The following is a 26,189-nucleotide window of genomic DNA, read 5'->3' on the forward strand; positions in this document are numbered from 1 at the left end:
TATTGAATTAATTCATAAAACCCTTTTGAGATTGAAGGCGAGCAGCTGCGAGAAATTCTTCAACAGATTTAAACTGAGCAGGCAGCTCAAGACCAGTTTCTACATCGCGATAGAGATCAGCCACACTCCATGCCGCACTGCGCTGATCCTCCTGAAACCTAGGGATCAGATGCAAGTGCAGATGTCGAGCGCCCTCCCCAAAGGCAATCAAATACACCCGGTCGCAACCACTCACCTTTTGAACGAGCTTGGACGCTTGCTGAACAACTGTTCCCCATTCAGCCGCTTCATCTCCGAGAAAATCGACTGCGCCAGCGAGATGGCGACGAGCATCGAGTAGACACCAACCAAGCAATGGAGAGGGATGCGGATGGTGACGCAGCAACCAATGCCGACTGCGCCAAATTTCTAGTTCACGCAGATGTTCTATATCGGAATGAATCTCACAAATCCCACAGTGTTGTGAACGCTCAATCAAATCAACAGAAGTAGGCGTGTCTGGATTGATTGCCATCGGTTAATGATTGTGGTCGCTCCATGATCCTGATCGAAGGCTCGTCATCATGGTTGGGATCAAAGCCTCACTAAGGCACAAAAAAGCCCCCTCCGTGAGGAGGGGGCTTTCTAGTTCAGTTGATCTGAACTTTTGAAGGGTTCCAGATCAACCGATTGCAGGTGCTTGAAGTGCCACAGGTGTGGACTCAGCAGCTGCCAGGTCGAGGGGGAAGTTATGAGCGTTGCGCTCGTGCATCACTTCCATGCCCAGTCCAGCTCTGTTAAGAACGTCGGCCCAGGTGTTCAGGACGCGGCCCTGACCATCAAGGATTGACTGGTTGAAGTTGAAGCCGTTCAAGTTGAAGGCCATGGTTGACACGCCAAGGGCGGTGAACCAGATGCCGACCACAGGCCAGGCTGCAAGGAAGAAGTGAAGGCTACGGCTGTTGTTGAACGAGGCGTATTGGAAGATCAGGCGACCGAAGTAGCCGTGAGCAGCCACGATGTTGTACGTCTCTTCTTCTTGGCCGAACTTATAGCCGTAGTTCTGGGACTCGGTCTCGGTTGTTTCACGAACCAAGGATGAGGTCACCAATGAACCGTGCATGGCGGAGAACAGTGAACCACCGAAGACACCAGCCACACCAAGCATGTGGAAGGGGTGCATCAGGATGTTGTGCTCAGCCTGGAAGACCAACATGTAGTTGAAGGTTCCAGAGATGCCCAAAGGCATGGCGTCAGAGAAAGAACCCTGACCGAAGGGGTAGACCAGGAACACTGCAGATGCAGCAGCAACAGGTGCGCTGTATGCAACACAGATCCAAGGGCGCATGCCCAAGCGGTAGGAAAGTTCCCACTCACGTCCCATATAGGCGTAGATGCCGATCAGGAAGTGGAACACAACCAGTTGGAAAGGACCGCCGTTGTAGAGCCACTCGTCGAGTGAGGCAGCTTCCCAGATTGGGTAGAAGTGCAAGCCAATGGCGTTGCTGGAAGGAACAACAGCACCAGAGATGATGTTGTTGCCATACATCAGTGAACCTGCAACAGGCTCGCGGATGCCGTCGATATCAACCGGAGGAGCGGCGATAAAAGCAACGATGAAGCAAGTGGTAGCGGCAAGCAGTGTGGGGATCATCAACACACCGAACCAACCGACATAAAGACGGTTGTTGGTGGAGGTGACCCACTCACAGAACTGCTGCCAGCCGTTAGCGCCGGAGCGCTGCTGGATGGTGGTAGTCATGAATACGGAAAAGAAGGTCTCGCAAGGAGACGGTTACGGAAGGGCAGGACGCCCTGCCGAATGCATTGTAAAGCAAGTTTGCGGTTTGTAACCACTTATTCATGCGGTAATCCTTAAGCCCGCTGCCGGGCGTTGCAGCAGATGCAGTTGTTAGCGTCCGCACATGAGCAAAGTCAGAGGAAGAGCTTCAGAAAGGCTTAAGATTTGATTGGACTCCCTGAGGACGGTCGCATGGTTTTAATTCGATGGCACAAAGCTGGACGGCGCACGGAGGAAACCATTCCTGTAGCCATGGCCAGGCATAGGAGAAATGAGCTTGAAGCTCAAGGAGCGGTTGTGTACTGGAGCGAACGACTAGGCAACGCCTTTTAGCCATCCAAAACGGTTTCGTCGCAACAGGAACAATGACAATCAGCTCCAGGTCATCCCGCTTTCAAAGAGGGGTCATCACTGTTGCGTTAGCCAGTTCTGCGGCAATGACTTTCAGCGCCTGCGGATCAAAAACAGTGCCAGTCAACAAAACACAGCACGAAACGATCACTCGCTTGGAACAACGCATCGAGAAGCTCGAACGCCAAGTCGAAGAAAAGCTCCCAACGCCTTCAGGCACCAGCAGCAAGGTTCCTGCCGGCCCTATTAGTTCCATCACGATGAGGACAGGAACTGCTGATGACAGGTTGAGGATTTACTGGGCTGACGGCACGCGCAGTGACCTCCCCTGCACCAGAGAACAAAACACATGGGCCTGTGGGTAGAACTAACACTGGAAAACCAGTCACAACCGCTAACACCTGCAACGCGCTTTGACCGTTAAAGAAGTGATACATCGCGTCAAAATTGCGGGATGAATCAGTTCAAAACAGTGTTGGCGCTCATCAGCAGCATCGGGCTATTAGCTCCAATTACTGCAACAGCACAAAGCTTCAGACCAGTCCCACTGGCGCAACCAAAGGCAGTCAATCTCGCGCGCATGCGTGCAGAATCGCTGAATGGGGGGTTAAGTCAATACAGAGCGGCAAGCTGCATGTACGAAACCGGAGCTGGATCTTGCCTCGAGTCCGTGAGCAATAGAGGCTTCCTTTTTCTGTTTCGAGGCGGAGCGCCAGGTTGGCAACAGCAAAACCCGCCCGAACCAACCATCGAGACATCGGTGCTTATCTCCAGAGATGGCGAGCGAATTCTGGAAGTTTCCTACAACGGAACGATTCGTTAAGTGCAAGATTTAGTTGACAGATCAGGCCGCCATGATTCCGATGTAATGGCACTACCTGGTTCTGCATGAATCTCCGTACCCTCTCGGCCATGGCCGTGATCACTGGCGCAAGCGTGATGGGCGCAACACCTGGTCTTGCTCAAGGCACCATCCCGGCGTCTCAAGTGAGAGCGCTCAATTTGGCTCGCAACACTGCTGTTGCCGAAAATGGTGGCCTTACGGCTTATCGCCCTCAGCCATGCATGTTTCAGACCAGTGCTGGAGGCGGGGATTGCCTTGTGAATCAGGAGGACAACGGATACACCTTTCAATTTCTTGGTGGAGCCCCAGGCTGGCCTGAAGATGGCAGCTCACCCACCACGGAGACAGAGATCAAGATTGCTCCAGATGGGCGAACTGTGAATGAGGTCCTCTACAACGGATCACCCCGCTGATAGCTGCGCTTGAAGTGCCTCTGTCCATTCAAAAGACAGGGGCCAGCTCTCTCTAAGTGTGAGACTTAACGCAATGGCCTTCTCTGCATAAGCCGCTTCGTTGATAAAAAGAGGGACATGTCCATCGGCCCCCTCATAGGCAACGCAGCTGCCATCAGACTTCTGAAAGAGCGGATCGCCGCGACGCATGGGCTGCCAATCCGAACCCTGACGCTGAGGGTGAACGAAGGCATCAGGTGAACCGGATGAAGAGCGCGGTAGGTCAAGACTCCCCAGATGGCGATGAACCACCAATTGTCTGGGGTAGCGGGCTCGGCCAGCCAGCACATCAGAGCAGCCCTCAAAGACGGCCTCGAGAGCCAGGCGAGTTTGCGTCAGGATTTTGTGATGACGCACCATCTGAGGGACGGGCCCCACTTCAATCACCAGGCCACAGGGCCAGCTCTCCACCAAAAATCCTTGCTGAGCCTGATCGGCTTCATGAAGATAAACCGGTAAGCCAAGACGTCCCTGAACAAGCGCCGCCAAGGCCAAATCAGCAGGCCTACGGCCATAGACCACCAATGAGCTTCCCATCGAAGACGTGGTGCTGTGGAGATCGATCACGAACCCACAGGCCTCGATGCCTTCCGGGCCGTAACGGCTCAACAGGTCGAAGGCACGCTGAACTTCGAGATCCACCTTGGACGATGGAATCCGCCCTAAACCAACCTGCTGCAGAAGATCAGGATGGAACGAACGATTGAGATCTCGGTCGAGATAACGACAACCTTTGGCATAGGCATCGGGATTGCCAATCACCGAAAGAGCCTCGCATCCATGGGACTGAATCAATTGCGGCTGCTGCTGCCACTGCTCCAACAACCAGGGAGCATTGATCTCATTTCCATGGGTTCCAGCCACCACAAGCACTCGAGGGCTTGGCATCAACTCTCAGCAGCCTCAATCAATCTGTTGGAAGATAAGTGGAAATGGAACAACGATGGCGATCCATCCACTGATTGTGCGCAGCGCTCGTCAAGGATGGCGCTGGCAATGGCTCCGCTTGATGGGAGGACTAGGCCCTGCCGACCAAGGAGGTCACTATCGGAGACCAACCAGCACGCCGATGCAAACCCTCGTCTTAGGGGAGAGGGAGCTTGAAGCGAGAGACAGCACAACAAAACCCCAGCTGATCGTTGGACGAAGTTGCCCATGGGCCCATCGGGTCTGGCTGGTGTTTCAACTGAGAGGGCTCAGCGCAAGCATCAACCTGCTGATGGCCCATGCCGATCACGGCGAAGGGCGTTGGCGACTGGAGCCGACCTGGCTTGGCTGCGACACCCTCCTTGATCTTTACAAGTTGTGCGGAGCACCACCCAGTTACAGGGCCACGGTGCCGGTCCTGGTTGATCCGGGTGCATGCGCATCCGATCAAACCCGATTGCTGGGGAATGACAGCACCCCCCTGAGCGAAGCACTGTGTTCATGGCCAGCCGAGGCGACGGCACTCAATCTCGCCCCAAGCGAATTGAAAGCTTCCATTGCGTCATGGCAGGAGTTGATCCAACCCTCCATCAATGACGGCGTCTATCGCTGTGGATTTGCACGGAACCAAAGGGCCTTTGATCAAGCCAGCCAAGCCCTGTTCTCAGCTTTGGAGAAAGTAGAGGAGAGCTTGCAGACCAAAGGACCATGGCTCTGCGGCGAGCGAATCACGCTGGCAGACGTGCGTCTTTTCCCAACTTTGATCCGTTGGGAAGTGGTCTATGCATCCCTCTTTGGTTGCAGTGCCAAGCCACTCTGGATGTTTCCAGCCCTTTGGGGCTGGCGTCAACGCTTCTTTGCGCTTCCTGGAGTCAGTGAGAGTTGCGACAGCCAAGGGTGGAAACAGGATTATTTCGGGGCACTCTTTCCGCTCAACCCAAGTGGAATTGTTCCAGATAGCCCTGACCTGAGCAGACTGATTGGGTCGGGAGTGGCACAACCGAAATGACGACCAACAGCAAAACAAGAGCAGAACAATCAGAACCCTGCTTTGAGGGGATGTATGGCCCTTATTGCATCACTCTCCAGGATCAGCGAGAGGTTCAGCTTTACCGAATCTGCTTGCTGGTCTGTGGTCTGAGCTTCAGTGCCGGACTCGGACAATGGATCCTCATAGGGCCCCAGCTAGCACCCCTATGGCTGTTGCCCCTTGCCGTATCACTTGGTCTTGCCTTGCGCTGGATTCACATCTATTTGCGCCCTCTCCATCAAGCCCTTCAATTGTTTTGGGCCGCTGGATGCATCGGCTGGCTGGTCTTAGCCATGCAGGCCGGTCCATCCAACATCTTCAACACGCTTGAGGGCCAACGTCTTTGGACCTTGGCGATTGGTCCTCTGTTTGCATCCCTGGCAGGCATCGGCTTCAAGGAGTTCTTTTGCTTCAGACGTCCAGAAGCAATCGGACTCACCCTGCTTCTACCAGTGGCACTCCTCGGTCATTTGAGTGGCCTGATTCCAGGGCCAGTAGCCATCAGCATGCTTGCGATTTGCTCCTCTCTTCTCGTGCTTCTTGCCTTACGCAAATTCGGAATGGAGGCCGCTGCTGACGTTGGCGATAAAAGCGTATTTGCTTATCTAGAAGACCTGCGAAAGGCCAAGAGCGCGTGAGCCTGATCAGTCTTGTCGATGCATCTAAAGACTTCGGCATCCGCACGCTGTTTGCCGACCTAACCCTCCACATTCGGGAAGGTGATCGCCTGGGACTGATCGGCCCCAATGGGTCAGGGAAATCAACCTTGCTGAAAGTGCTTGCAGGCGAGGAGCCCCTTGGGGGAGGAGAACGACGCTGCTCGTCGCGGTTGAGGGTCGAGCTGGTAGGCCAAGAGAGCAGCGTGGACCCGGGCCTCACCGTCTTGGAACAGGTGTTGGCAGGGTGCGGAGAGAAACGAGATCTGCTGCTGCGTTTCAGTGAACTCAGCGAAGCCGTTGCCGACAATCCGGACAATGCAGTGCTCCTAGCCGAGCTGGGCGTCCTGAGCCAAAGAATGGATGAATCCGAGGCTTGGAGTCTCGAACAACAATGCCAGGAAGTCCTGCAAAGGCTTGGGATCACTGATCTACACAGCCCTGTGGAGGCTCTTTCGGGTGGGTATCGCAAACGGGTAGGTCTGGCATCGGCCCTTGTGGCTTGTCCTGATGTCCTGCTTCTCGATGAGCCCACCAACCACCTTGATGCCGCAGCTGTCGAGTGGTTGCAAAGCTGGCTGGATCGCTATCCAGGAGCGGTCGTCCTCGTTACCCATGACCGCTATGTACTGGATCGCGTGACCCGCAGGATCGTGGAAGTTGAGCTGGGGGAAGCCCGCAGTATTGACGGCAATTACAGCGCTTATCTGCAGCGAAAAGCCGAACAAAATCTCGCCGATGCCGCTGGTGCTGCCAAATTCAAAAGCGTGCTCCGGCGCGAATTGGCTTGGTTACGCCAAGGGCCAAAGGCACGCAGCACCAAACAAAAGGCGCGGCTGCAACGCATCGATGAGATGCAGAGTGCGCCCACGAAACAGAGTCGCAGCCAGCTGGAGATGGCCAGCGTGAGTCGTCGTATTGGGAAGGTCGCGATCGAGGCGGAGCATCTCTCCGTCTCAGCTGACGGCAGCAAAGACGGCCCCTTATTGCTCTCAGACTTCAGTTACAGCTTCAGTCCAGAAGATCGTGTCGGAATCATTGGCCCCAATGGAAGTGGCAAATCAACCCTGCTTGATCTGATCGCGGGACGCCGTCAGCCAACTGGCGGGTCCCTACAGATTGGAGAAACTGTTCATCTTGGATATCTCGACCAACACACCGATGTCCTCAGCGATGGAAAAGGACTAGAGCGCAAAGTGATCGACTTTGTCGAGGAAGCGGCGTCAACCATTGACCTGGGGAATGAGCAACTCAGTGCATCTCAGCTGCTGGAACGCTTTTTGTTCCCACCAGCACAACAACACAGCCCCCTCAGCAAACTTTCTGGTGGAGAGCGACGGCGCTTAAGCCTGTGCCGCATGTTGATTCAGGCACCCAATGTGTTGCTGCTCGACGAACCAACCAACGACTTGGATGTCCAGACCCTGAGTGTCCTCGAAGACCTCCTCGAGGACTTCCGTGGCTGTGTTGTGGTCGTGTCGCACGATCGCTATTTCCTAGACCGCACCGTTGACCGTCTCTTTTGTTTTGAGAACGGACGCCTGCAGCGTTTTGAAGGGAACTACAGCGCATTTCTAGATCACCGACGTGATCTGGGAAAAGCGCAAAGCGAAGCACTGGCAGCGCAGGAAAACGCCCAACGTTCGTCAAAAGCAGCTTCGAAACAGGGTTCAATTCCAGACAACAAGCCGAAACGGCGCAGCTTTAAAGAATCGAAGGAGCTGGAGCGCCTCGACAGTGTCCTCCCCGCCCTGGAGCTGAGAAAACAGGAGCTGGAACAGGCCATGGCTAGTGGTGGGGGAGATCTCAGCTCTCTGAGCTTGGAACTCGCAGCTTTATTGGACTCGATTCATACCAGTGAGGAGCGCTGGCTTGAACTCAGTGAACTCGAGCCTTAAGCCTTATTCCTCATGATGTAGATCGCATCGCCCTTCTTCACTGATGCCCTCCAACAACAGATTCAGCCCCTTGAGAGAGGCCCGCCATGTTGTTAAGGAAGCCATCGCGCCAGCAGAATCATTGGCACTAGAAGAAACCAGACGTAAAATAATCACATCGCAATTGGCTTTTAAGAGCCGCCGATTCCATGAAATCCATCGACGAGCACATCAAGAAAGATCAGTCAGAGATTGAAGCAGCTCGCGCTTCAGGCGACCAAGCAAAGGTGCGTCACCTGACGGACGAGCTTCATTCTCTTGAGGAATACAAGGAGCACAATCCTGAGGACAAGCACGATCCCACCTCACTCGAGCTGTATTGCGATGCAAACCCAGACGCCGACGAGTGCCGCGTCTACGACGACTGAGCCATCGAGCCCCTCTTGGTAATGAACCTGCCTCTCAAGGCAGGTTTTTTTATGCAGCGCCTTCGATCCAGCATCCAGCCCTAGATCCCCAATTCGCTCCAAACACGATCCAACATCTGAGTCAAGCCGCGACTCATCGCTGCCGAGATCAGGAGAGGAGTGCGCCCGCTGGCATCGGTCAAAGCAGAAACGATCCCCTCCAGATCCTCTTCCTGAATGAGCTCCTGCTTGTTAATAACCAGAATTCTGGGGCGCTCAACCAGCCCATGTCCATAAGCTTCAAGTTCTTTTTCAACAACGCGGAGATCCAGCAAGGGATCTTCGGCTCCGCCATCCACAAGGTGAATGAGGAGTCGGGTGCGTTCGATATGGCGCAGGAAATCGTGGCCCAAGCCCGCGCCCTGGGCTGCACCAGCAATCAAGCCTGGAATATCAGCAAACACGGTGCCGTCTCCTGTCGGGCGGCGCACCACACCAAGATTCGGGATCAGGGTTGTGAACGGGTAGTCGGCAATTTTGGGTCGAGCGGCAGACAAAACACTGATCAAGGTGCTTTTCCCTGCATTCGGAAGCCCAATAATCCCCACTTCGGCTAAGAGCTTGAGCTCCAGCTGCAACGGCCACTCTTCGCCGTCACGGCCCTCAGTGAATTTTTCTGGAGCACGATTTCGATTGCTCAGGTAATGGGCATTGCCAAGCCCGCCCCGCCCCCCAAACGCCACGGTGAGACGTTCTCCTGGTGTCGTGAGGTCACCGAGCACGACTCCCGTACTCATATGACGAACCTCCGTGCCACATGGAACCTTGATCACCAACGGCGGGCCTGATGCCCCAGTGCAACGGTTGGGACCTCCCCTGCGCCCATCATCTCCTGCGAATAACCGTTTGTATTTGAAATCCAAAAGGGTTTGCAGGTTGGAATCTGCCTCCAACACCACATCCGCGCCCTGGCCTCCATCACCACCAGAAGGCCCTCCAGCTGGAACATATTTTTCTCGACGGAAGGCCATGATGCCGTCACCACCACGGCCACCCCGCACGGAAATGCGCGCTTGGTCGATGAACTGCACAGCAAGCCTCAGTTGGGGCCAATTCCCAACCCTAGGATCGAAGAGTACGAGGACAAGAGCTTGGCCGGAGTTCGCTTCGAGGCACTCAGCAAGAACTATCCGTCCCGTGGGGGGGGCAAGCCTGTTGAGGTGATTCGTGATCTCTCCCTCAGCATCGCTGACGGCGAATTTCTGGTGCTGGTGGGTCCCTCTGGCTGCGGCAAAAGCACACTTCTGCGACTGATGGCAGGTCTGGAATCCCCCAGCTCTGGAGAAATCCTGGTGGGAGACCAACCCGTATCAGGCCTGAGGCCAGCGAAGCGCAATGTGGCGATGGTGTTTCAAAGCTATGCGCTCTATCCCCATCTGAGCGTTCGCGACAACTTGGCCTTCGGCCTGAGGAGAAGCCAACAGCGCACGAATTTGCAGCAGCTCCAGGACCAACTGCATCGCAACACACGCCGTCTCCCTGCGGCTCTAAGGATTCCCTCGCATCGAGAGCAACAGCTCGAGAAGCGCATTCAGGATGTGGCGCAATCTCTCGAATTGGATCAGCTCCTCGATCGCCGACCAAAGGAACTCTCTGGGGGACAAAAACAACGGGTGGCGCTGGGCCGGGCCATGGCCCGCAAGCCAGAGGTGTTCCTGATGGATGAACCGCTGAGCAATCTCGACGCAAAATTACGCGGGAGCACTCGCGCCCGGATCGTTGACCTCCAGCGACAACTCGGGACCACCACCATCTACGTCACCCACGACCAGGTGGAGGCGATGACCATGGGCCACCGCATCGCCGTACTTAACCAGGGACACCTGCAGCAATTGGGTACTCCGATGGAGTTGTACCGCTGGCCTTCCAATCTGTTTGTGGCCCAATTCATCGGTAGCCCACCGATGAATGTGCTGCCCGTCCATGTTGGGCCTGGTGCCACATTGATGCTGAAGGACCGACGCCTCAATGTGGAGGGGCCCACTAGGGCCCTACTTCAGAACCTCGAAGGCCAACGGCTAAGCGGAGGGATCCGTCCTGAGCATCTGCATGTTGCACCAGCCACCAACCGAAATCTTCCAGCCGAAGTGAGTCACAGTGAGGTTTTAGGGAATGAGCAACTGCTCACCTGCCGCCTGCTGGATGGGGACCACCTCGTACAAGTGCGAGCCGATCCAAGCCTGAACGTTTCGATTGGTGGATCGATTCACTTAGAAGCCGATCCAGATGGCTGGAGGTTATTTGATGAGGCTGGGGACGCCATTGCTTTACAAGAGCTCCCGCCCGTCGATAGCGACGAGCCTCAACTACCCCTACTGAGCTGAGATCAGCGATCAGCGATCAGCGCACCCAAACAACACTGCAACCTGGACCGCCATCTCCCTGATCAGCATCACCAACCCGTTCCACATACGGGAGTGAATCGAGCCACTGACGCAAGCCGCGCTTCAGGCGACCCGTCCCGATCCCGTGGATCACCCAAACCGGACCATTGGCACCACGAAGCAGCTCTTCCACAGCGGCTTCAGCTTCATGCACTCTCTGGCCGCGAACATCCACCGTGTTCCGAGCGGTACGCACCTGGGAGCCGCCGACTCCTCTCCGCGCTTTCACTTGCACCACAGGTTTCTCAGGCGGTGCAGCTCGGCGACCATCCAGGCTTTCCACCGATTGAAGATCCACCATGCTGCGCATCACGCCACAGCGCACACTCAGTTGCTGACCATCGTCTGACACCTCCAGCACCTCGGCTGCTTTGTCGAGAGCAAGCAGGCGAATGCGCTCGCCCACAGAGGGGCGCCATTCCGGATGCAGACGACGCTCTGGAACGGAGCGATGGTTGGATTCAAGCTTGCGCAGCCGCTGACCAGCGCGACGAGCGGTTTCACCATCGGCCTTCTGATCCCGCAACCTGCGAATCAAACGACGCACCTCTTGTTGACCATCACGAATCGAACTCTCCAAACGCTGCCGTCCCAACTCCTGCTGCTGCGCAGAGTTTTTGCGTTGCTGCTCCCAGCGTTGAAGGAGCTCCTCATGCAGCAATTCAGTCCGAGCCAAGAGTGCAGCCGCATCTTCCGCCGCGGCCTGTTGGCGTTGCCGCTGCTCTTCCAAACCACGGATCACAGCGTTGACATCGCCATCCCCACTTGGCTTCAACAGTTGCCTCGCTTGTTCAATCACGCCGCTGTCAAAACCAAGACGCGTTGCGATCGCCAACGCATTGCTGCGTCCTGGGATCCCCCAAAGCAGCTGATACGTCGGAGAAAGGGAATCGCTATCAAAGGCCACCGAAGCGTTTTCAAAGCGTGAATCGCTGTACTTGAGTGCTTTGAGCTCCCCAAAGTGGGTGGTGGCAATCGTGAGTCGGGCGCAATTGGCCAAATTGCGCAGCAACGCAATCGCCAGGGCTGTGCCTTCACTGGGATCGGTACCAGCGCCCACCTCATCGAGCAGCACCAATGCCGGAGACGGTCCAGAGGCGATGGATTGAAGGATGCTTCCGATCCTTTTCACATGACCACTAAACGTGGACAAACTCTGCTGAAGCGACTGTTCGTCGCCGATATCTGCAAGAACCTGTGCACACCAAGGGAGTGAGGGACTGCCGTTGCACGGAATCCACATGCCGGCTCTGGCCATCAATGCAGCTAAGCCAATGCTCTTCAACGTCACTGTTTTGCCACCGGTATTGGGTCCAGTAATGGCAACAACCCGCAACTGCTCCGACACCTCAACGCTCACGGGCACCACAGGTGCGCCACCCTCCTTGCGCTGCTGCCAAACCAATAGGGGATGGCGCAGCTCCAGAATTTGAAATGGAGCATCAGCTTGAGCATCAAGCCGGGGTGGTACGGCACCAAGCCATTGGCCGTAACGCCCCCTCGCCAAGGCCAGATCTAACTTCAACAGCACAGCCATCAAGCGAGCGATCGCATCGATTTGCTCTGCAACGGCAGCACTGAGCTCCGCCAGAACCCGACGCTCCTCCTCTCTGATTCGGCCATCGAGGGCGGCCAGACGATTGCCGAGACCAATCACAGTCTTCGGTTCAACAAACACAGTGTTGCCAGACGAAGAGCTGTCGTGAACCATTCCTGGACATTGAGAGGCGGCACCAGCCTTCACCGCTAGAACCGGCCTTCCATGGCGTTCGGCAATCACGGTGTCTTGCAACAAAGACGCCCAGCGCCTCACAACCGCCTGCAAACGATCACGCCGTTCCTGGCGTGCAACCTGCCATTGGAGACGCAACTCTTCCAACGATTCACTCGCTCGATTCGCAACGCGCCCCCCCTCTTCCAGGGCAAATTTCAAACGCTGTTCGAGCTCAGGAAGTGTCGCCACGTTCTCTAGCAGAGCTGAACAGTCAGGTCTTAAATCAGGGTCATCGATCTGACGACGTAGGCGTCGGGCGGCGGCGAGTGTGTGCGCCACAGACAACAACTCCTCGCCTGACGCCGTTCCTCCTTTGGAGCAGCGGAGCACCACCATCTCGAGGTCGTACACCCCTTGAAAACTCAATCCGCCATCAAGGAGCCCGTCCAGGCTGGCGAGCTCCATACTCCTTGTTTGAAGGGTCAGCGTGGTTTCGAGGTCAGCTGGCAGCTGCCCCTTCAAACAGTGCTGACGCCCTTGTGGTGTATTGGCAAATGTTGAAAAGTGCTGGCACAACCGTGGCCACTCCAGCAACTCCAGTGTCTCTTCCAGGATCGAAACCGAAGGAGGAGCTGATGTCGTGCGGGATTCAGACGTCATTAAGAGAGACCCGCCGATGCCTCCATTTGGTTGGAAGGGATTCCACCGGGAGGTTCATACAACATCTCAAGCCAGTTCCCATCTGGATCCCGGAAGTAAAAGGAGGCTGTGCCATCTCTGTGGTCATGCACCGCCCCAACGCTGGCCCCAGACGCTTTTAAGTGATCATGGACCACATCAACCTCAGCGCGATCGCGAAAGTGAAAGGCAAAATGCGGCCCTGCAGCTTTGTAGGTGGGTCCCAGGAGGGCTAATCCATCTCGACTCTCTCCCGCCTCGAGGTAACACCAGTCGTCCGCCTTCCATACCAAGCGCATGCCGAGATCACAGTAAAAAGCGATCGCACGTGACAGATCCTGCACACGGATGGCGACGTGGCCAAGGCGCTGTACTGCTGGCATAGATGCGATGAAAGATGAGGATCATTCTGGTGTGTCAATCACCATCTGTGAGTGACGCCACGAGCCAGACCGTTCCTTGACCCAGACCGCCTATGAGCAAGCCGCCTTCAACGCGTCTGAAGCCACTCGGCAGCATCACAAGCGTGATAAGTGAGGATCAAATCGGCACCTGCACGCTTGAAGCTCAGCAAGGTCTCGAGGACCACCGCACGTTCATCAATCCATCCACGTTCGGCAGCCGCCTTCACCATGGAGTATTCGCCACTGACGTTATAAGCAGCGATCGGAAGCTCTGATTCATCACGCAGGCGGCAGATGATGTCCAGATAAGCCAACCCTGGCTTCACCATCATGATGTCGGAACCTTCTTGTTCATCAAGCTGGGCCTCCGTGATGGCCTCACGAGCATTGGCCGGATCCATCTGATAGGTGTCTTTGTTTTTAGGGATGACCTTCTCAGTAGTTGCTCGTGGAGCGGAATCGAGCGCCTCGCGAAACGGGCCGTAATAAGCAGAGGAATACTTTGCGGTGTAACTGATGATTCCAACGTGCTCGAAACCGGCGTCATCTAGGGCTTCACGAATGGCGCCAACGCGGCCATCCATCATGTCGCTCGGTCCAATGAGATCAGCCCCGGCCTCCGCCTGCATCACGGCCTGCTTGCACAACTGCTCAATGGTTTCGTCGTTCAACACGATGCCTTCTTGGCTCACAATCCCGTCGTGGCCATCACAGGAGTAAGGGTCGAGGGCAACGTCGGTCATGATCGCCATCTCGGGAACATCCCTCTTGAGCTGACGAATCGCCCTGGGGATCAAACCGTTGGCATTGAAACTTTCTGAACCGTCTTCAGTTTTCAGGCCTTCAGCCACCTTGGGGAAAAGCACCACGCAGCGAATCCCTAGATTCCAGGCACGCTGAACCTCAGCACTCAAGCGATCGAGACTCCAGCGATTTGCACCTGGCATGGCACCGATCGGCTCAACCTCAGCGCCTTCGTGCACAAACAGCGGATAAATGAAATCAGCTGGAAGCAATTGGTTTTCGCGCACCATGGCCCTTAGGGCAGGCGTGCGACGCAAACGGCGGGGGCGATAGGTGATCTCCATTAATAAGGTCTGACAACAGATGCTGAAATCGTAAATCCCGCCTCAAAGGCTGGCGTTCTGGATCCATTGTTGGCGTGGATCTCCGTCTCGGCTGGTCTGAAGCTGTTCAAGCAGCTCACGCTGTTCATCTGACCACTGCTTGGGCCATTGAAGATCCAGGGTGAGTAGGAGATCTCCACGGCCTGACTTTCCTGGCCAGCCTTTTCCTCGTAAGCGAAGGCTCTTCCCTGGAGCTGTACCCGCGGGAATGTTGACGTCTGCCTCACCATCGGGCGTCATGACCTTGACCATGCCACCAAGAGCAAGTTCGTCGAAGGCAACGGGCAATTCAGCTCGCAACTGATCACCCTCCAGGGTCCAGATCGGATGCGGTTGAACCTCAATCACAAGATAAAGATCACCTCGACGACCCGTACCCGGTTGAACATTTCCCTTGCCTTTAAGCCGAAGCTTCGAACCACTTTTCACGCCAGGGGGGATCCGAACTTGAACCCGCTCATCGTTGACAGACAAGGTGCGCTCTCCGCCTCGAAACGCTTCCGAGAACGTCACTTTGACCGAAGCTTCTGCATCAAGGTTGATTGGGGCTCTCGATCCACCGCGAGGAAAACCGCCACCGGGAAAGCCACCTCCTGCAAATCCTCCGCCATATCCGGCAGGACCAGAACCACCTCCAGCCCCACCACCGAAACGGCCCAGGAGGTCATTGATGAAATCATCAAAGTTCCCGTAGCGGCCAAAGTCAACATCAACTCCTGCAGGGCCTGAGCCACCACCGGGCATGCCTGCCTGGTTCCAATACTGGCCAAATTGTTCATAGCGACGGCGCTTCTCAGGATCGGAAAGCACCTCATAGGCTTCACTGACCTCTTTAAAGCGCGCTTCTGCGTCCTGATCGTCCGGATTCACATCGGGGTGATACTGACGAGCCAATTTGCGAAAAGCACGCTTCACCGTGTCGGCGTCAGCACTGCGTTCCACACCCAGCACTTTGAAGTAATCGCGGTAGCCACTGCCGGCCATGGAATTCATCAACCCGTAGGGCTGCGCATCAGATCCAAAGAACAGTTTCGTCCGTGGATGCGAACCGGAGCAATGGCGGGATGCCCGAACGGCAGAGCGTTCTTAGATTTAGAAGATGGTTGAAATCAACAAATTGTTGCCCGTATTGGCATCTCTGGCGGCTTTCGCGCTGCCATTTCCAGTAGCCGCATCACCCAATGCGACAGACCTGGCAGACCACCTCAAGACAAGCAAGGCGCTGTACTACGGCTCTTGGCGCTGTCCTGCCTGCATCACGCAAACCAGATTGTTTGGCGATGCAGCCAACAAACTTCCTTACGTGGAATGCGCGAAACCCAAGGAACTTCCAATTCAAGCGGCAGCCTGTAAAACAGCCGAGATTCGCGCATATCCCACCTGGATTCTTGAGAACGGGGAGCGCAGAGAAGGAGTTCAAACCCTCGAGCAACTCAAGGTGTGGACATCCATGCCAGCCCGTCCTTAATCCATGGCGCTTCCAAAACTGGCCTTAGTTCACGGCTTCAGCTGGAGGCACTGGAGAGGAGATTTACTGGGCGGCCTCACGGCAGCCGTAGTGGCCCTACCCCTAGCCCTTGCATTCGGAAACGCAGCACTAGGACCAGGCGGAGCCATTTACGGGCTGTACGGAGCAATCATTACGGGCTTTCTAGCCGCTCTTTTTGGCGGTACCCCTGCGCAAGTCACAGGGCCTACTGGACCGATGAGCGTCACCGTTGCCGGTGTGATTGGCACACTCGCAGCCGTTGGAATCTCTCGAGAGCTTGGGAGCAATGAGCTACTCCCACTTGTTATGGGAGCCGTCATAATCGGCGGCCTCATTCAGATCCTGATGGGGGTTCTGCGCCTCGGTCGCTACATCACTCTGGTTCCTTACTCCGTGGTATCGGGGTTCATGTCTGGCATAGGGGTAATTATTCTTTGCCTGCAAATTGGGCCCTTATTAGGAATCAAAACCCAGGGAGGAGTGATCACTTCGCTCGGAACAGTCTTTGGTCAATTTAATCCCAATACAGCTGCATTACTGGTAGGCGCATTGACGCTAGCAGTAGTGTTTTTAACCCCCAAGAGAATCAGCACCTGGGTTCCATCACCACTGATTGCATTGGTAGTGATTACACCTCTTTCCATGCTGCTGTTTCAAGACGGGATCCCCCGAATTGGAACCATTCCAGAAGGCGGATTGAATTTCAGCCTGCCGAATCTCAAAGATCACTTCCCCGTCTTATTACGCGCTGGTCTTGTGCTCGCGGTACTTGGTGCCATTGACTCGTTGCTCACATCATTAGTGGCCGACAACATCAGCCAAACTCGTCACCACTCCAATCGAGAGCTGATCGGACAAGGAATTGCCAACAGCGTTGCTGGACTGTTCAACGGCCTACCTGGGGCCGGAGCAACGATGCGAACGGTAATAAACATCAAGTCAGGAGGACGAACTCCACTCTCAGGGATGGCACATTCAGTCTTTTTGCTGGTGCTGCTGCTAGGCGCTGGGCCACTAGCCGAAAGCATTCCAGAGTCATTGCTAGCTGGGATATTAATTAAAGTAGGCCTGGATATTATCGACTGGGGATTCCTATTAAGAGCACACCGTCTATCCATCAAAACGGCACTTGTGATGTGGGGTGTTTTACTGATGACCGTATTCTGGGATCTCATCGGTGCAGTCCTCGTTGGCATGTTCGTTGCCAACCTTTTGACCATTGAATCGATCACAACGCATCAGTTGGAAAGCATGAGTTCAGAAGACAGTTCTCAGCTCGATCAAGAAGAGAAACATCTACTCGATCGTTGCGGAGATGCACTGATGCTGTTTCGCTTGGAGGGACCACTGAGCTTTGGAGCCGCAAAAGGGATTAGCGAGCGCATGACCCAAATCAGGCAATACAAAATACTTTTACTTGATGTAACAGACGTTCCACATCTTGGAATCACTGCCACATTGGCGATCGAAAGAATGGTGGAGGAAGCAGAGCACCACGAACGTCAAGTCCTGATCGCGGGCGCCAATACAAAGGTCAAAGCGCGTCTGGAACAATTCCGTATCCAGGAACTCACTGGAAGCAGAAGAGAAGCTTTGACCTATGCAGCTCAAGAACTAGATCCGCACTAAAGGCATCAAAACAGCAGCAGATGGAAGTATTTATACTCAACAATGAGGCGCTGTAGCTTTGGGCACGCGGCAGATAGGGATTCTCGACAAAATATTTATACGAATAAAAATTCCATGGAAATCCTCACAGCTCTTGCCATTGCGCCATTTTTAGCTGCTCTCGTCCTCGGCGCTAGAGAAGCCGAGCTCGAAGAGCAAAACAATCGATAAAGGCACAGAGCGATCGGTTGTGCAAAACCATTTGACCATCTCGCATACTGATATCCCTTAGACATCCAACACCTAAGAAACCACCAGCAAAGCCAATAAACATCAACCTTAAAGCTAAGGTACAACTTTATTATTCATACCTTTCTTTTCAACGTAGTTAGACGAACTAAAGAGTGAAAAGTATCGGCCAAGTTAACAGGCAACAATGAATACAAATATTAAACGTCTAAGCAATTTCTAAACAAAAAAGTCAGAAGAAAATTTGTCCGGAAAGCCAATGGCCGTATGGTCTCGATGATGCCTCAGCGAATGCCAAGAACATCGTGGCACCAATACCTAGGAGGGTAATGGAAATGCCACCGGTGATGGCAATATCGTAAACAGCACGGGTCGCAGAAGGGCTTCGGTCAGAAAGTGAAGAACGATGAGCCATTGACCAGAACGACAAGCTACAAATCAGTTATGAAGCACCCAAGTCAATAAAACAGGCTTCATTGATGAAGCTCATCAATTCGTTTCATGGCGCAACATGCATTTGCAAATTGCTGAGAACGAAGCTGTCCAATAAAAAGCAACGATCTGCGAAACCTCTACTCAACGACGACCAAACAAACCCAAGGGTTCTTGGCCATCCATCAAAAAATGTTGGTCCAACCTTGAAGCAAAATTTCCATCATCTTCCAGGACTATCTTGGCTTCCTTTATCGAACCGGAGGGTAACAGCGCTGCCACCCGGCCTCGCGCATGGTGTCCCAGGTATCGACGGCCTGATGACGAAGCATCCGACGGCGTGAAAGGGGAACTGGTGGATAGGGCGGTTTCCATTGAAACGTCCTTAAAGCAATCAATTCGCCATCAGCAGAGTTGCCAGCAGACTGAAAATGCACCAGCTGCTGTTGAAGCTCGTTGGAGAGCCAACCCTCACCACCAGGAATGTCTGGCAAACGCTTGGAATCGGGGCGAAGACGTGGCATCCATTAATTATGACAGCCTTAACGGAAATCGGCAGAATTAATAATCATCAAAAGATATACGTACTGATTCAGGAGCAAATGAACCACATCCATTGACGCCATTACAAAACCAAAGCATTCCGAATGGGGAAGCTCCCTATCGAATCACAACAGGAGTGCCTACCTCAACCTGATTAAAAACCTCAATGACGTCACTATTCAGCATTCTGATACAACCCAAACTGGCAGCCGCACGAAGATGAACCCACCTTGGCCATGCCGTTCCGTGAACGGCATAAACTTTTCCATCCGTAGCAGACTTTAAGTAAGGCATAAATCGAACACCAACTGGGTCATTTGGTCCAGCAGGGAAGACTTTATGATGAGACTTTGAATAGTAAGTAGGGTCTTTTACTTTTTTGAGAATGCTAAAGACACCTGGAATCGTTGGTGACTCAGGCGCCCCAATCGCAATCGGATATCTCTTAACCACAGTTCCTGAGTCCTTAAGCCAAAGGTAGCGTTCTTTGAGGCTCACCTCAATTTCGATCTCAGCTTTAGCCTCAGGCGCAGCAGAACTAACCAAGGAAATGCAGCCAACCGACATGGCCAAAAACACATTCAAAAGAGGCTTTGGCAGACGCATTGAGTCAATAGGAGGGTTTTGAGAACTCTACATCCATTAACAACCCAAAGAAGCAACAATCAAACGAAGGAAAGTTGAAAGACAAGAGTCAAGAATCAACCATTTGATCGCCTTCTTCAAGACGTTTAGACTCCTCATATTCTTTGATAATTCTTTTATAGATACTTGCTAACACCTGACCATCAGCATTTCGCAAAACCACAGCGTCGATCCCAACAGAGCTTTTAGACAAATCCACTTCATCCTCATGCTTAATCTTGTCTTGGGAGATTGCAAATTCAATTGCTGGCTTAAATGAGAATGAATTAGACATCAACCCGGTGCATCTTCATCCAAGCTGACAGGCAGACCCAACACTGGCAGCAAATACAGTTTTACTTAAGACAACAAAGGACAATCCCGACAAGTGGGCCAACCGGCGATCGAACAAAGATGGCCACTGATGGCCGCAGCAATTTGTTGAAATAATGACCTTAAGGAATGCCCTTGAAACAGCTCCTACCGGTTGTATGACAAGCATCGCAGGGGCTGCATCAAAGATGGGCAGATATGCCTATCGCCGAAGGGATACTCGGCTCATTAGAACAATTAAGTGATATTCCCAAGCAATGAAGCTCGATAGTGCAAACTCCCATCCAATGGGAAGCCTGATCCATGACGGAACACATACACCCTTCCACGCCTTGGCCTGCCCGCTGAATCCACGCATGGTCCGAATCGGCAAAAAGAGATAAGCGGCCAAGAACACGAAAACGGGCTAATGCCTTAAGAACAACCAAAGGGTTTGTCATAGAAGCCCTTTGGTTGTGACAGCTCACATCTTCGAGCGCAAAGAAGTAGAGCTTCCTTCAAGGCTCAGACATCTAGGCAATCGCCAAACCGATCAAACAATAAAAAACCCCACTGAAAGCGGGGTGAATCTTAAAGATCGGAGCAAAATCAGCTTCCAACAGAAGCAAGCTTCGTTGGGGAAAGATGCGCAGAGGTGTAATCAATGCCCTCTGAATGAGCAGCAAACCAGCGCTGAGCATCCTGTAGGCGTTGTGCCTTCAGCTCTTTCTCTTTGATCAGGAGGAGGGTGTTCATGGGAACGACCAACAGCGTCTCAAACCCCGTTGCTTGTTTGAGATCGAACTGCGTCCCCTATGGGGGGACCAACGTCCTTTGAATATAAGGCGGAAAACGCAAATCTGAAAGCCATGGACCGAACATTCGATGGTGTAACAACCGCTCCTTGGTCAGTCCACTGCGTTCGAAACCCCAAAAGATCATCACAGCGAGCTCTTCGCGGATCAAAGGCAGCGATCCATGGTCCGTGGGGAGCACACAACATTTGTAGACCGTGGGCTGAGCCCTGAGATACTTGGTACTGAAGTCGGGAAAACCTTTAGTGGCAGGAAAATCTGGTTTCACTCAAAGCGAATTTGAAGAAATCAAGCGCCTGTACGTTGAAGAAGGAAGAACCTTTTCTCAAATCGCCAAAGTCATCGGGAAAGGAAGCGAAAATTCAGTTCGGAATTGCTTAGTTAAAGCACGGGTCAATCGAGCTTCACTTGGAGAAAGGAAACTCGAAAGATTCAAATCAGGACAGAAATATGGAAGGATCACCCTACTCACAAGACTCGTCAAATCAAAAAAGCTTCGATACCACGTCGTTTGTGATTGCGGCTATGAATTCGACATAGATCCATATTTTCTAACGCTTCCCGATGATCACAAAAACAGCATTTCCCAATGTCAAAAGTGCAGGCCTCAAAAGTAGAAGTTTCTAGTTCAAAACAAGCTCTATAAAGCAGACAGAGTACACTTAGATTGAAATTTAAACGACAAAACAATCACCCCAAGCCGCTCTTGCTTTGCTTCTTTTAAATCCAGAGCAAACTTTTGCCCACAGCTATATTTACCTTGAAGGTTTAACGCCAATACTCCTTCTATACCGGTGCATCACATCAAATGAAGACGGAACGTAGCCCGGTCAACATGGCGGATATTCGCCTGAATCGTTGTCCAGCCCAGACGCTTATGTGCTGTATATCGATGGCAACCATTGAATCCATACAACTTACCCTCAAACTCAATGAGATCAACAGGCTCCAGAAGCCCAATCTCACTGATAATTTTCATCAGATCAACGACTTTGCCTTCATCGATCAAGCTCTCATGAGGGCGATTAATGGCCTCAATCGGCACTGGAACGCACCTTTTCATCAATCGGCCTTTTGTTGGAATGAAGTGATGTCGCCATCTCTAACAACCGTCATCGCCAAGAGCAAACGGATGCAAAGAGGTTGCGGGCCTGTTTCAGCCACTGCTGCAGAAGGCTGCGCTGTTGAGGCCCCCTTGGCCGTTGCAAAACGGTGGACTGCAGTACTGGGCCTGCAGATTCGAAACCATCAAAGGCTGCCAGGGCTTCCGTCGCCCCTTCCAGATCATGTTGAAGGACGCGCTGATTCACCTGAGGGCTGAAGTGCGATTGCGAGCGGTTGCGTACGGAAGACATTCGCTGCTCCTGAACTGTCTCCGTTCTGCCTGAACGGCAATAAAAAGACAAGTCAATTGAGATGCTTCTTTAAATCCAATTCACAATCTCGATGCCCACAAAATCTCAGGTACCCTCCTGAAATGCCTGACAGAATCATTCTTATCGGCAAGCACAGAGTCATTGTAACAACAGCAACCAACGAAGCCAAAATGCATGTGCTCTAATGATCGAAATAGTGTCAACCATGGAAACCACGATCTGGACTTTCAATCTGAACGTTCCCTTTGCAACATGGGCTGCTATTTATGACAGCGAAGACGTCGCAAAGATGCACGAGGCAGTTGGTATAAAATCAATCTTTCGTGGAATTAGCAAAGACGATCCATCCAAGATCTGTGCAATCCAACAAGCCCCCATTGGTGTGGCTCAGAAGATCTTTGAGGACAACAAAGAGATGATTCGCAGCTCAGGGCACATTATTGAAAGTACAGTGATCAGAGCTTATTCAGACCACTAATTTGTTAGTGCTTGACACACCATCAGCCCACCCAAACAGAGTATGCCTGATGGTTTAGGAGCTAAGAGTGAGCGTTTCGCCCTTGTGGACGGCTGTAAGGATAGGCCTCTTGAGATGCACAGACTTTGGAGCCCGGTGACCATTGCGGAACTCGCCTAGTGCTTGCAAAGCGCGATGGCATCGAAACCAGAAATGAAGGCAAAGTACCCCTATCTATAGAGAGCGTCTTCCTTGGACCACTTGGAGGCGAGGGTATGTTCCTCAGCATGATTTTGGGTCATCACCACACCAATCCACAATGCACCCACTGAATCCAAACCAATGGAACAAACCAACCAATCAGCAGGACACCTACCAGTGATGGCTGCTGCTTTTTTGGCTCTGGTTCTTGCTCTGGTTGGTGTTTTTTTAGGGCAAAGAGCGTGGAGCCATCAGACGACGCTGACTAAAAACTTTGAGGCCTGCATGGAAGCCGCTCCCTTTAAGCACGCCTTGAACACAGCCAAGACGGAGGCGTCGGTAACACCAGAAGAACTACCTAAACACTTTGAGACGTTTGATCAGATCTTTAGAGAAACAGGGCTCCCACCCATTTGGAATGGTGAAACTTTGGTGCCTTGGACGATCTACCACAAAGAATCAATTCTTGTCGCGAAGCAATGCCACGAATCACTTGAAATCAAGCAACCGCAGAAAGAATTGAAGGGCACATACTCCAAACCTGTTTGGGATCCCAACTCAGAAATCTGGCAAAAGGAATTGAACAACCTTGCTCAATACCAACCCGATGATTAATGACAATGAGCAAGACCTCTTAAGCCCTGAATGACCATTCATTGACAGCGTGAAGATGAGCCGTCTACAAACTGTGCCTTGGCTCTGGGGCCAGACGCAAACCATATATAGGCGCGCATCTAGCCAGTCGAGGCGGCCCCGGAGATGATTCAATCCGGCAGTATTGCTCAGGCCATTTTAGCGACCAGTTTTTTGTGATGGTCCACAACGTCTTGGCAGCCGATCACAGGGGTGAAGTCCATTTCAATGCCGAATTGAGCGCGCCAAGGAGCAAAGTGCTCAAAAATCTGTGCGTCACTTTCGGCTTTAAACAAACACGTCACACGACCAGCTCCTGGTGCATGAACACGAAACAGCATTTCAAAGCCAGGAAAGGTATCTGCCTTTGCCATTTCACCTGAATCCCACAACTCACAAAAACTCTTGTAAGCAGCGAGCTGCCCTTCAATATCAGGAAAGATACAATCCGCGAGATACATCTGCATGGCGTGTCAAAGACAAGTTCAATCTTTTGATAGCAAGTGCAACTTAAAAATACTGGCTAAGTCACCACTTACTGACTGATGAACCCGTTAGCACTAGGCGTTACGAGGTGTAACTCACATGACAAATCAAGATCATGGGAGTCAGCACGAAACTTGATCACTCAACACGAACCATATTTGGCATTCCCTCCACACTGGCAAAGGTGACCAGGCTTATTGCTGGTTCAGTTCCTGTGTTGATGACGTAATGCGGTTCACCTGGGTGGCCTTCAAGAAAGCCTTCTCCTGCAGCAATAGTGTCAGTCACCTCAGCACCATCGACGATCCTCACATTGCTGAGTTTTCCCTGCTCAACCATCACCACAACAGGTGATGGATGGATATGCAAAGGGATCTTGGCCCCAACAGGAACAGTGATCCGATAAACCCGCATCTCTGGGGTTCCCTCGGGATAGGCAACAATTCTCCCCCCAAGAGTTCGATTGGCCGTGAAAAGTTCCTCAACAACTGGATTGGGTGAGGCCAGTGCATGGCCCGAATAAAGCAGCAGGGACGCAGCAGCAATACCAAAAAGCTTAGAAACCATAATCATTGCAAGAAAGAGCTATTTAATCTCAGGCTAAATGCAATGGATGCATTATGCAGTGGCTGACGGATTGTTTCTATTATCAGCGGCTTTCATCGCGACATAAGCCAATGTCTAGCTTAAGCCTTGAGAACATTCGTGCGAACTGAAGTTTCCCTAGAATTAATACTTTGCGATCATAGACCTAAATATACTATAAAACCAAAGTGGTCCACTTGCGTACATTCTTGCTCAAAGCGCTAGCAAAAGGATGTCAATAAACGACCATTACGCTGCTTGTTAGAAGGATACAGATTAATATTAGGCTACAAATAACTCGCCAAAGCAGGCATCAGCTGCAACACACAACCATAAAGACACACTGAATTACATCGGAGAGGATGAGATAACCCTGAGAACAGATGAGGACTCTTTAGACGTGATCTCAGAGGGTGATGTCAGCGCCTGTATTGACTGCTGGTGAGAGAAGCGCCATGTAGAGGCTACCGAGCACCGAGTTGGTCTTTTGAGCCAAGTGCTTCTAGACATCGGTTCCTTAGCAACTGAAAGCACTCTCGAGCACATCAGATATTTTGTCGGTTAGCCCCGAACATATTTCTCTGATCAACCAGCAAGAGCACGTGCTTGCCGAGAGAAAGCTTTCTGCTTCATAGGCAAGATGACATTTAATTTTTTCCGGGGGTGGAGTACGTTCTTTCTGGCTTGATCATCCTGATTCAGGTCTTCTGAATAAGTTCGTTCGCGATTGTGAGCCGACAGCTGGGGCCGATTGGGCAAGCCAATGCACGAAATGGCTTATGACGACCTTCACAAATGAACTCACCAATGGGTTCGCCATGGGCTGTGTGGATTTCCATGAGGGCAAGCTTCTCTCTCCTTGTTCTAAATATTTGTCTGGACTAGTCGTGGTGCGAATCACTACTGTTTTCCGCCAAAGGCATCACAAGAGCTGCTCAACTCTCAGTCGCTTCCAACTGATTTCAATTGACAGTTAGCTCAGGCCCCTAGAACCGCTGCCTAGGCAAGGACTGTCAGGCTTGACGAAAGAAATAACGACTAGGTGACTAAAAACCGGGTTGGAGCCAAGCGACTAATTCCTCCCAGATGATCGGTTCAATAGACAGAAGCCACCGACGGCCTAGCCGGAGTGGATTGCACCCTAATTGGTGGGAATAGAGCACAACGAGCTTATGGCTTCAAACTAGAGGGAAGTCTCGAGAACTTTCAGTCTGATCGATAACATTCAGTAAATTAAGCAACTAGTAAGGTTGGAATTTATTGGGCTTCAATGCAGCACTATCTAATTGCCTGGAACTTCCCAACAGTAGAAGGATCTTGGGATGCCTGCACTCCATTTGCTGAATACATCAACGCTGGTGGGCCTGGAGATTGTTTTGAAGGCTTTGAGCTCAAATATCGAATCTGTGAACCAATTGGTGGAACAGGGATAGCGATTGCAGTTGCATGCGATATCGGCAAGGTATGGGCTCATCTTGCTCCTTGGATCAAGGGCTTTGGAATCGAGTTCGAAGTCACCCCTGTTGTCTCTGATCAAGAGTTCGCAGCGATGTGGCCTGGAGTTCAAGCGGCTGCCGCAACAGACTGAATTTCACCAGACCAAAACGAGCACGGAATGGAACCATTCGAGTTTGTGCGTTGCGCCCCGCCACCAGCGGGGTTTTTAGTGACCAATGCCAAACAGCACA

General features: G+C 52.6%; 29 protein-coding genes. 13 read left to right on the forward strand and 16 right to left on the reverse strand.

Annotated features, from left to right (window positions below):
* Positions 1 to 7: 7 nt before the first annotated feature.
* Together SynSYN20_RS11955 and psbA are read right to left on the reverse strand one after the other, a co-directional pair.
* Positions 8 to 514, reverse strand: a complete 507-nt coding sequence (locus SynSYN20_RS11955) for an HIT family protein (protein WP_255476262.1) — start codon at positions 512 to 514, stop codon at positions 8 to 10.
* 147 nt (positions 515 to 661) lie between these two features.
* Complete coding sequence (psbA, locus tag SynSYN20_RS11960; RefSeq protein ID WP_006854385.1) at positions 662 to 1,741, reverse strand: photosystem II q(b) protein; 1,080 nt, start codon at positions 1,739 to 1,741, stop codon at positions 662 to 664.
* Positions 1,742 to 2,217: 476 nt separating this feature from the next.
* On the opposite strand from psbA, the gene SynSYN20_RS11965 reads away from it, so the two are divergent.
* The 3 genes from SynSYN20_RS11965 to SynSYN20_RS11975 all read left to right on the forward strand — a co-directional run bounded on the left by SynSYN20_RS11965 (position 2,218) and on the right by SynSYN20_RS11975 (position 3,388).
* The gene (locus SynSYN20_RS11965; RefSeq protein ID WP_255476263.1) at positions 2,218 to 2,496 is read left to right on the forward strand and encodes a hypothetical protein; all 279 of its coding nucleotides are present in this window, start codon (positions 2,218 to 2,220) and stop codon (positions 2,494 to 2,496) included.
* A gap of 89 nt (positions 2,497 to 2,585) precedes the next feature.
* Positions 2,586 to 2,954 carry a hypothetical protein gene (locus SynSYN20_RS11970; RefSeq protein WP_186523839.1) on the forward strand — a complete coding sequence of 123 codons (369 nt, stop codon included), beginning with the start codon at positions 2,586 to 2,588 and terminating at the stop codon, positions 2,952 to 2,954.
* A gap of 65 nt (positions 2,955 to 3,019) precedes the next feature.
* Positions 3,020 to 3,388: a hypothetical protein gene (locus SynSYN20_RS11975; RefSeq protein ID WP_186523840.1), complete on the forward strand. Its 369-nt coding sequence runs from the start codon at positions 3,020 to 3,022 to the stop codon at positions 3,386 to 3,388.
* On the opposite strand, the gene SynSYN20_RS11980 is transcribed toward SynSYN20_RS11975, so the two are convergent.
* On the reverse strand, positions 3,377 to 4,315 hold the full coding sequence (locus SynSYN20_RS11980) for an aspartoacylase (RefSeq protein ID WP_186523841.1): 939 nt from the start codon (positions 4,313 to 4,315) through the stop codon (positions 3,377 to 3,379). The two genes, SynSYN20_RS11975 and SynSYN20_RS11980, sit on opposite strands and share 12 nt — an antisense overlap.
* A 55-nt stretch (positions 4,316 to 4,370) precedes the next feature.
* Between SynSYN20_RS11980 and SynSYN20_RS11985 the strand changes: the two genes are divergently transcribed.
* From SynSYN20_RS11985 to SynSYN20_RS12000, 4 genes are all read left to right on the forward strand, one after another.
* Positions 4,371 to 5,363, forward strand: a complete 993-nt coding sequence (locus tag SynSYN20_RS11985; protein ID WP_186523842.1) for a glutathione S-transferase C-terminal domain-containing protein — start codon at positions 4,371 to 4,373, stop codon at positions 5,361 to 5,363.
* Positions 5,360 to 6,022 carry a DUF2301 domain-containing membrane protein gene (locus SynSYN20_RS11990; RefSeq protein WP_186523843.1) on the forward strand — a complete coding sequence of 221 codons (663 nt, stop codon included), beginning with the start codon at positions 5,360 to 5,362 and terminating at the stop codon, positions 6,020 to 6,022. Before SynSYN20_RS11985 ends, SynSYN20_RS11990 begins: the two co-directional genes overlap by 4 nt.
* The gene (locus SynSYN20_RS11995) at positions 6,019 to 7,938 is read left to right on the forward strand and encodes an ATP-binding cassette domain-containing protein (protein WP_186523844.1); all 1,920 of its coding nucleotides are present in this window, start codon (positions 6,019 to 6,021) and stop codon (positions 7,936 to 7,938) included. Before SynSYN20_RS11990 ends, SynSYN20_RS11995 begins: the two co-directional genes overlap by 4 nt.
* A 188-nt stretch (positions 7,939 to 8,126) precedes the next feature.
* Positions 8,127 to 8,345, forward strand: coding sequence for a CP12 domain-containing protein (locus SynSYN20_RS12000; RefSeq protein WP_186523845.1), 219 nt, complete (start codon positions 8,127 to 8,129; stop codon positions 8,343 to 8,345).
* An 80-nt stretch (positions 8,346 to 8,425) separates the two neighbouring features.
* On the opposite strand, the gene cgtA is transcribed toward SynSYN20_RS12000, so the two are convergent.
* Entirely contained in the window at positions 8,426 to 9,415 is a 990-nt protein-coding gene (gene cgtA / locus SynSYN20_RS12005; protein ID WP_186523846.1) for an Obg family GTPase CgtA, read from the reverse strand.
* A 60-nt stretch (positions 9,416 to 9,475) separates the two neighbouring features.
* Here cgtA and SynSYN20_RS12010 point away from each other — a divergent pair, with 60 nt between their 5' ends.
* Positions 9,476 to 10,708 (forward strand): ABC transporter ATP-binding protein, encoded by a 1,233-nt coding sequence (locus tag SynSYN20_RS12010; RefSeq protein ID WP_186525635.1) that lies wholly within the window; start codon positions 9,476 to 9,478, stop codon positions 10,706 to 10,708.
* A gap of 16 nt (positions 10,709 to 10,724) precedes the next feature.
* Here the strand turns inward: SynSYN20_RS12010 and SynSYN20_RS12015 are convergent, their stop codons facing one another.
* The 4 genes from SynSYN20_RS12015 to SynSYN20_RS12030 all read right to left on the reverse strand — a co-directional run bounded on the left by SynSYN20_RS12015 (position 10,725) and on the right by SynSYN20_RS12030 (position 15,675).
* Positions 10,725 to 13,142 (reverse strand): endonuclease MutS2, encoded by a 2,418-nt coding sequence (locus SynSYN20_RS12015; RefSeq protein WP_186523847.1) that lies wholly within the window; start codon positions 13,140 to 13,142, stop codon positions 10,725 to 10,727.
* Positions 13,142 to 13,543: a VOC family protein gene (locus SynSYN20_RS12020; protein WP_186523848.1), complete on the reverse strand. Its 402-nt coding sequence runs from the start codon at positions 13,541 to 13,543 to the stop codon at positions 13,142 to 13,144. Before SynSYN20_RS12020 ends, SynSYN20_RS12015 begins: the two co-directional genes overlap by 1 nt.
* Before the next feature lie 107 nt (positions 13,544 to 13,650).
* Positions 13,651 to 14,652 (reverse strand): porphobilinogen synthase, encoded by a 1,002-nt coding sequence (gene hemB / locus SynSYN20_RS12025; protein ID WP_186523849.1) that lies wholly within the window; start codon positions 14,650 to 14,652, stop codon positions 13,651 to 13,653.
* 42 nt (positions 14,653 to 14,694) lie between these two features.
* Positions 14,695 to 15,675, reverse strand: coding sequence for a DnaJ C-terminal domain-containing protein (locus SynSYN20_RS12030; RefSeq protein ID WP_186525636.1), 981 nt, complete (start codon positions 15,673 to 15,675; stop codon positions 14,695 to 14,697).
* Between the two features lie 115 nt (positions 15,676 to 15,790).
* Here SynSYN20_RS12030 and SynSYN20_RS12035 point away from each other — a divergent pair, with 115 nt between their 5' ends.
* Both SynSYN20_RS12035 and SynSYN20_RS12040 read left to right on the forward strand, forming a co-directional pair.
* The gene (locus SynSYN20_RS12035) at positions 15,791 to 16,159 is read left to right on the forward strand and encodes a hypothetical protein (RefSeq protein ID WP_186523850.1); all 369 of its coding nucleotides are present in this window, start codon (positions 15,791 to 15,793) and stop codon (positions 16,157 to 16,159) included.
* 3 nt (positions 16,160 to 16,162) lie between these two features.
* The gene (locus SynSYN20_RS12040; RefSeq protein WP_186523851.1) at positions 16,163 to 17,809 is read left to right on the forward strand and encodes a SulP family inorganic anion transporter; all 1,647 of its coding nucleotides are present in this window, start codon (positions 16,163 to 16,165) and stop codon (positions 17,807 to 17,809) included.
* 911 nt (positions 17,810 to 18,720) lie between these two features.
* Here the strand turns inward: SynSYN20_RS12040 and SynSYN20_RS12045 are convergent.
* From SynSYN20_RS12045 to SynSYN20_RS12070, 6 genes are all read right to left on the reverse strand, one after another.
* Complete coding sequence (locus SynSYN20_RS12045; RefSeq protein WP_006854405.1) at positions 18,721 to 18,993, reverse strand: DUF1651 domain-containing protein; 273 nt, start codon at positions 18,991 to 18,993, stop codon at positions 18,721 to 18,723.
* Between the two features lie 136 nt (positions 18,994 to 19,129).
* Positions 19,130 to 19,618, reverse strand: coding sequence for a L,D-transpeptidase (locus tag SynSYN20_RS12050; protein ID WP_186523852.1), 489 nt, complete (start codon positions 19,616 to 19,618; stop codon positions 19,130 to 19,132).
* Between the two features lie 88 nt (positions 19,619 to 19,706).
* Positions 19,707 to 19,931, reverse strand: coding sequence for a hypothetical protein (locus SynSYN20_RS12055; RefSeq protein ID WP_186523853.1), 225 nt, complete (start codon positions 19,929 to 19,931; stop codon positions 19,707 to 19,709).
* Between the two features lie 626 nt (positions 19,932 to 20,557).
* Complete coding sequence (locus SynSYN20_RS12060; protein WP_186523854.1) at positions 20,558 to 20,704, reverse strand: hypothetical protein; 147 nt, start codon at positions 20,702 to 20,704, stop codon at positions 20,558 to 20,560.
* An 858-nt stretch (positions 20,705 to 21,562) separates the two neighbouring features.
* Positions 21,563 to 21,808, reverse strand: a complete 246-nt coding sequence (locus SynSYN20_RS12065; RefSeq protein WP_255476264.1) for a sulfiredoxin — start codon at positions 21,806 to 21,808, stop codon at positions 21,563 to 21,565.
* Positions 21,809 to 21,875: 67 nt separating this feature from the next.
* Complete coding sequence (locus SynSYN20_RS12070; RefSeq protein WP_186523856.1) at positions 21,876 to 22,118, reverse strand: hypothetical protein; 243 nt, start codon at positions 22,116 to 22,118, stop codon at positions 21,876 to 21,878.
* Positions 22,119 to 22,344: 226 nt separating this feature from the next.
* Between SynSYN20_RS12070 and SynSYN20_RS12075 the strand changes: the two genes are divergently transcribed.
* Entirely contained in the window at positions 22,345 to 22,617 is a 273-nt protein-coding gene (locus SynSYN20_RS12075; protein ID WP_186523857.1) for a DUF3764 family protein, read from the forward strand.
* A gap of 321 nt (positions 22,618 to 22,938) precedes the next feature.
* Positions 22,939 to 23,412, forward strand: a complete 474-nt coding sequence (locus SynSYN20_RS12080) for a hypothetical protein (protein WP_186523858.1) — start codon at positions 22,939 to 22,941, stop codon at positions 23,410 to 23,412.
* Positions 23,413 to 23,579: 167 nt separating this feature from the next.
* Here the strand turns inward: SynSYN20_RS12080 and SynSYN20_RS12085 are convergent, their stop codons facing one another.
* Both SynSYN20_RS12085 and SynSYN20_RS12090 read right to left on the reverse strand, forming a co-directional pair.
* Complete coding sequence (locus SynSYN20_RS12085) at positions 23,580 to 23,897, reverse strand: DUF3303 domain-containing protein (RefSeq protein ID WP_186523859.1); 318 nt, start codon at positions 23,895 to 23,897, stop codon at positions 23,580 to 23,582.
* 157 nt (positions 23,898 to 24,054) lie between these two features.
* Complete coding sequence (locus tag SynSYN20_RS12090; RefSeq protein WP_186523860.1) at positions 24,055 to 24,483, reverse strand: cupin domain-containing protein; 429 nt, start codon at positions 24,481 to 24,483, stop codon at positions 24,055 to 24,057.
* Positions 24,484 to 25,771: 1,288 nt separating this feature from the next.
* Between SynSYN20_RS12090 and SynSYN20_RS12095 the strand changes: the two genes are divergently transcribed.
* Positions 25,772 to 26,089: a DUF3303 domain-containing protein gene (locus tag SynSYN20_RS12095; protein ID WP_186523861.1), complete on the forward strand. Its 318-nt coding sequence runs from the start codon at positions 25,772 to 25,774 to the stop codon at positions 26,087 to 26,089.
* Positions 26,090 to 26,189 lie beyond the last annotated feature (100 nt).

Origin of the sequence: Synechococcus sp. SYN20 (genome assembly GCF_014279555.1) — a bacterium.
GTDB lineage: Bacteria > Cyanobacteriota > Cyanobacteriia > PCC-6307 > Cyanobiaceae > Synechococcus_C.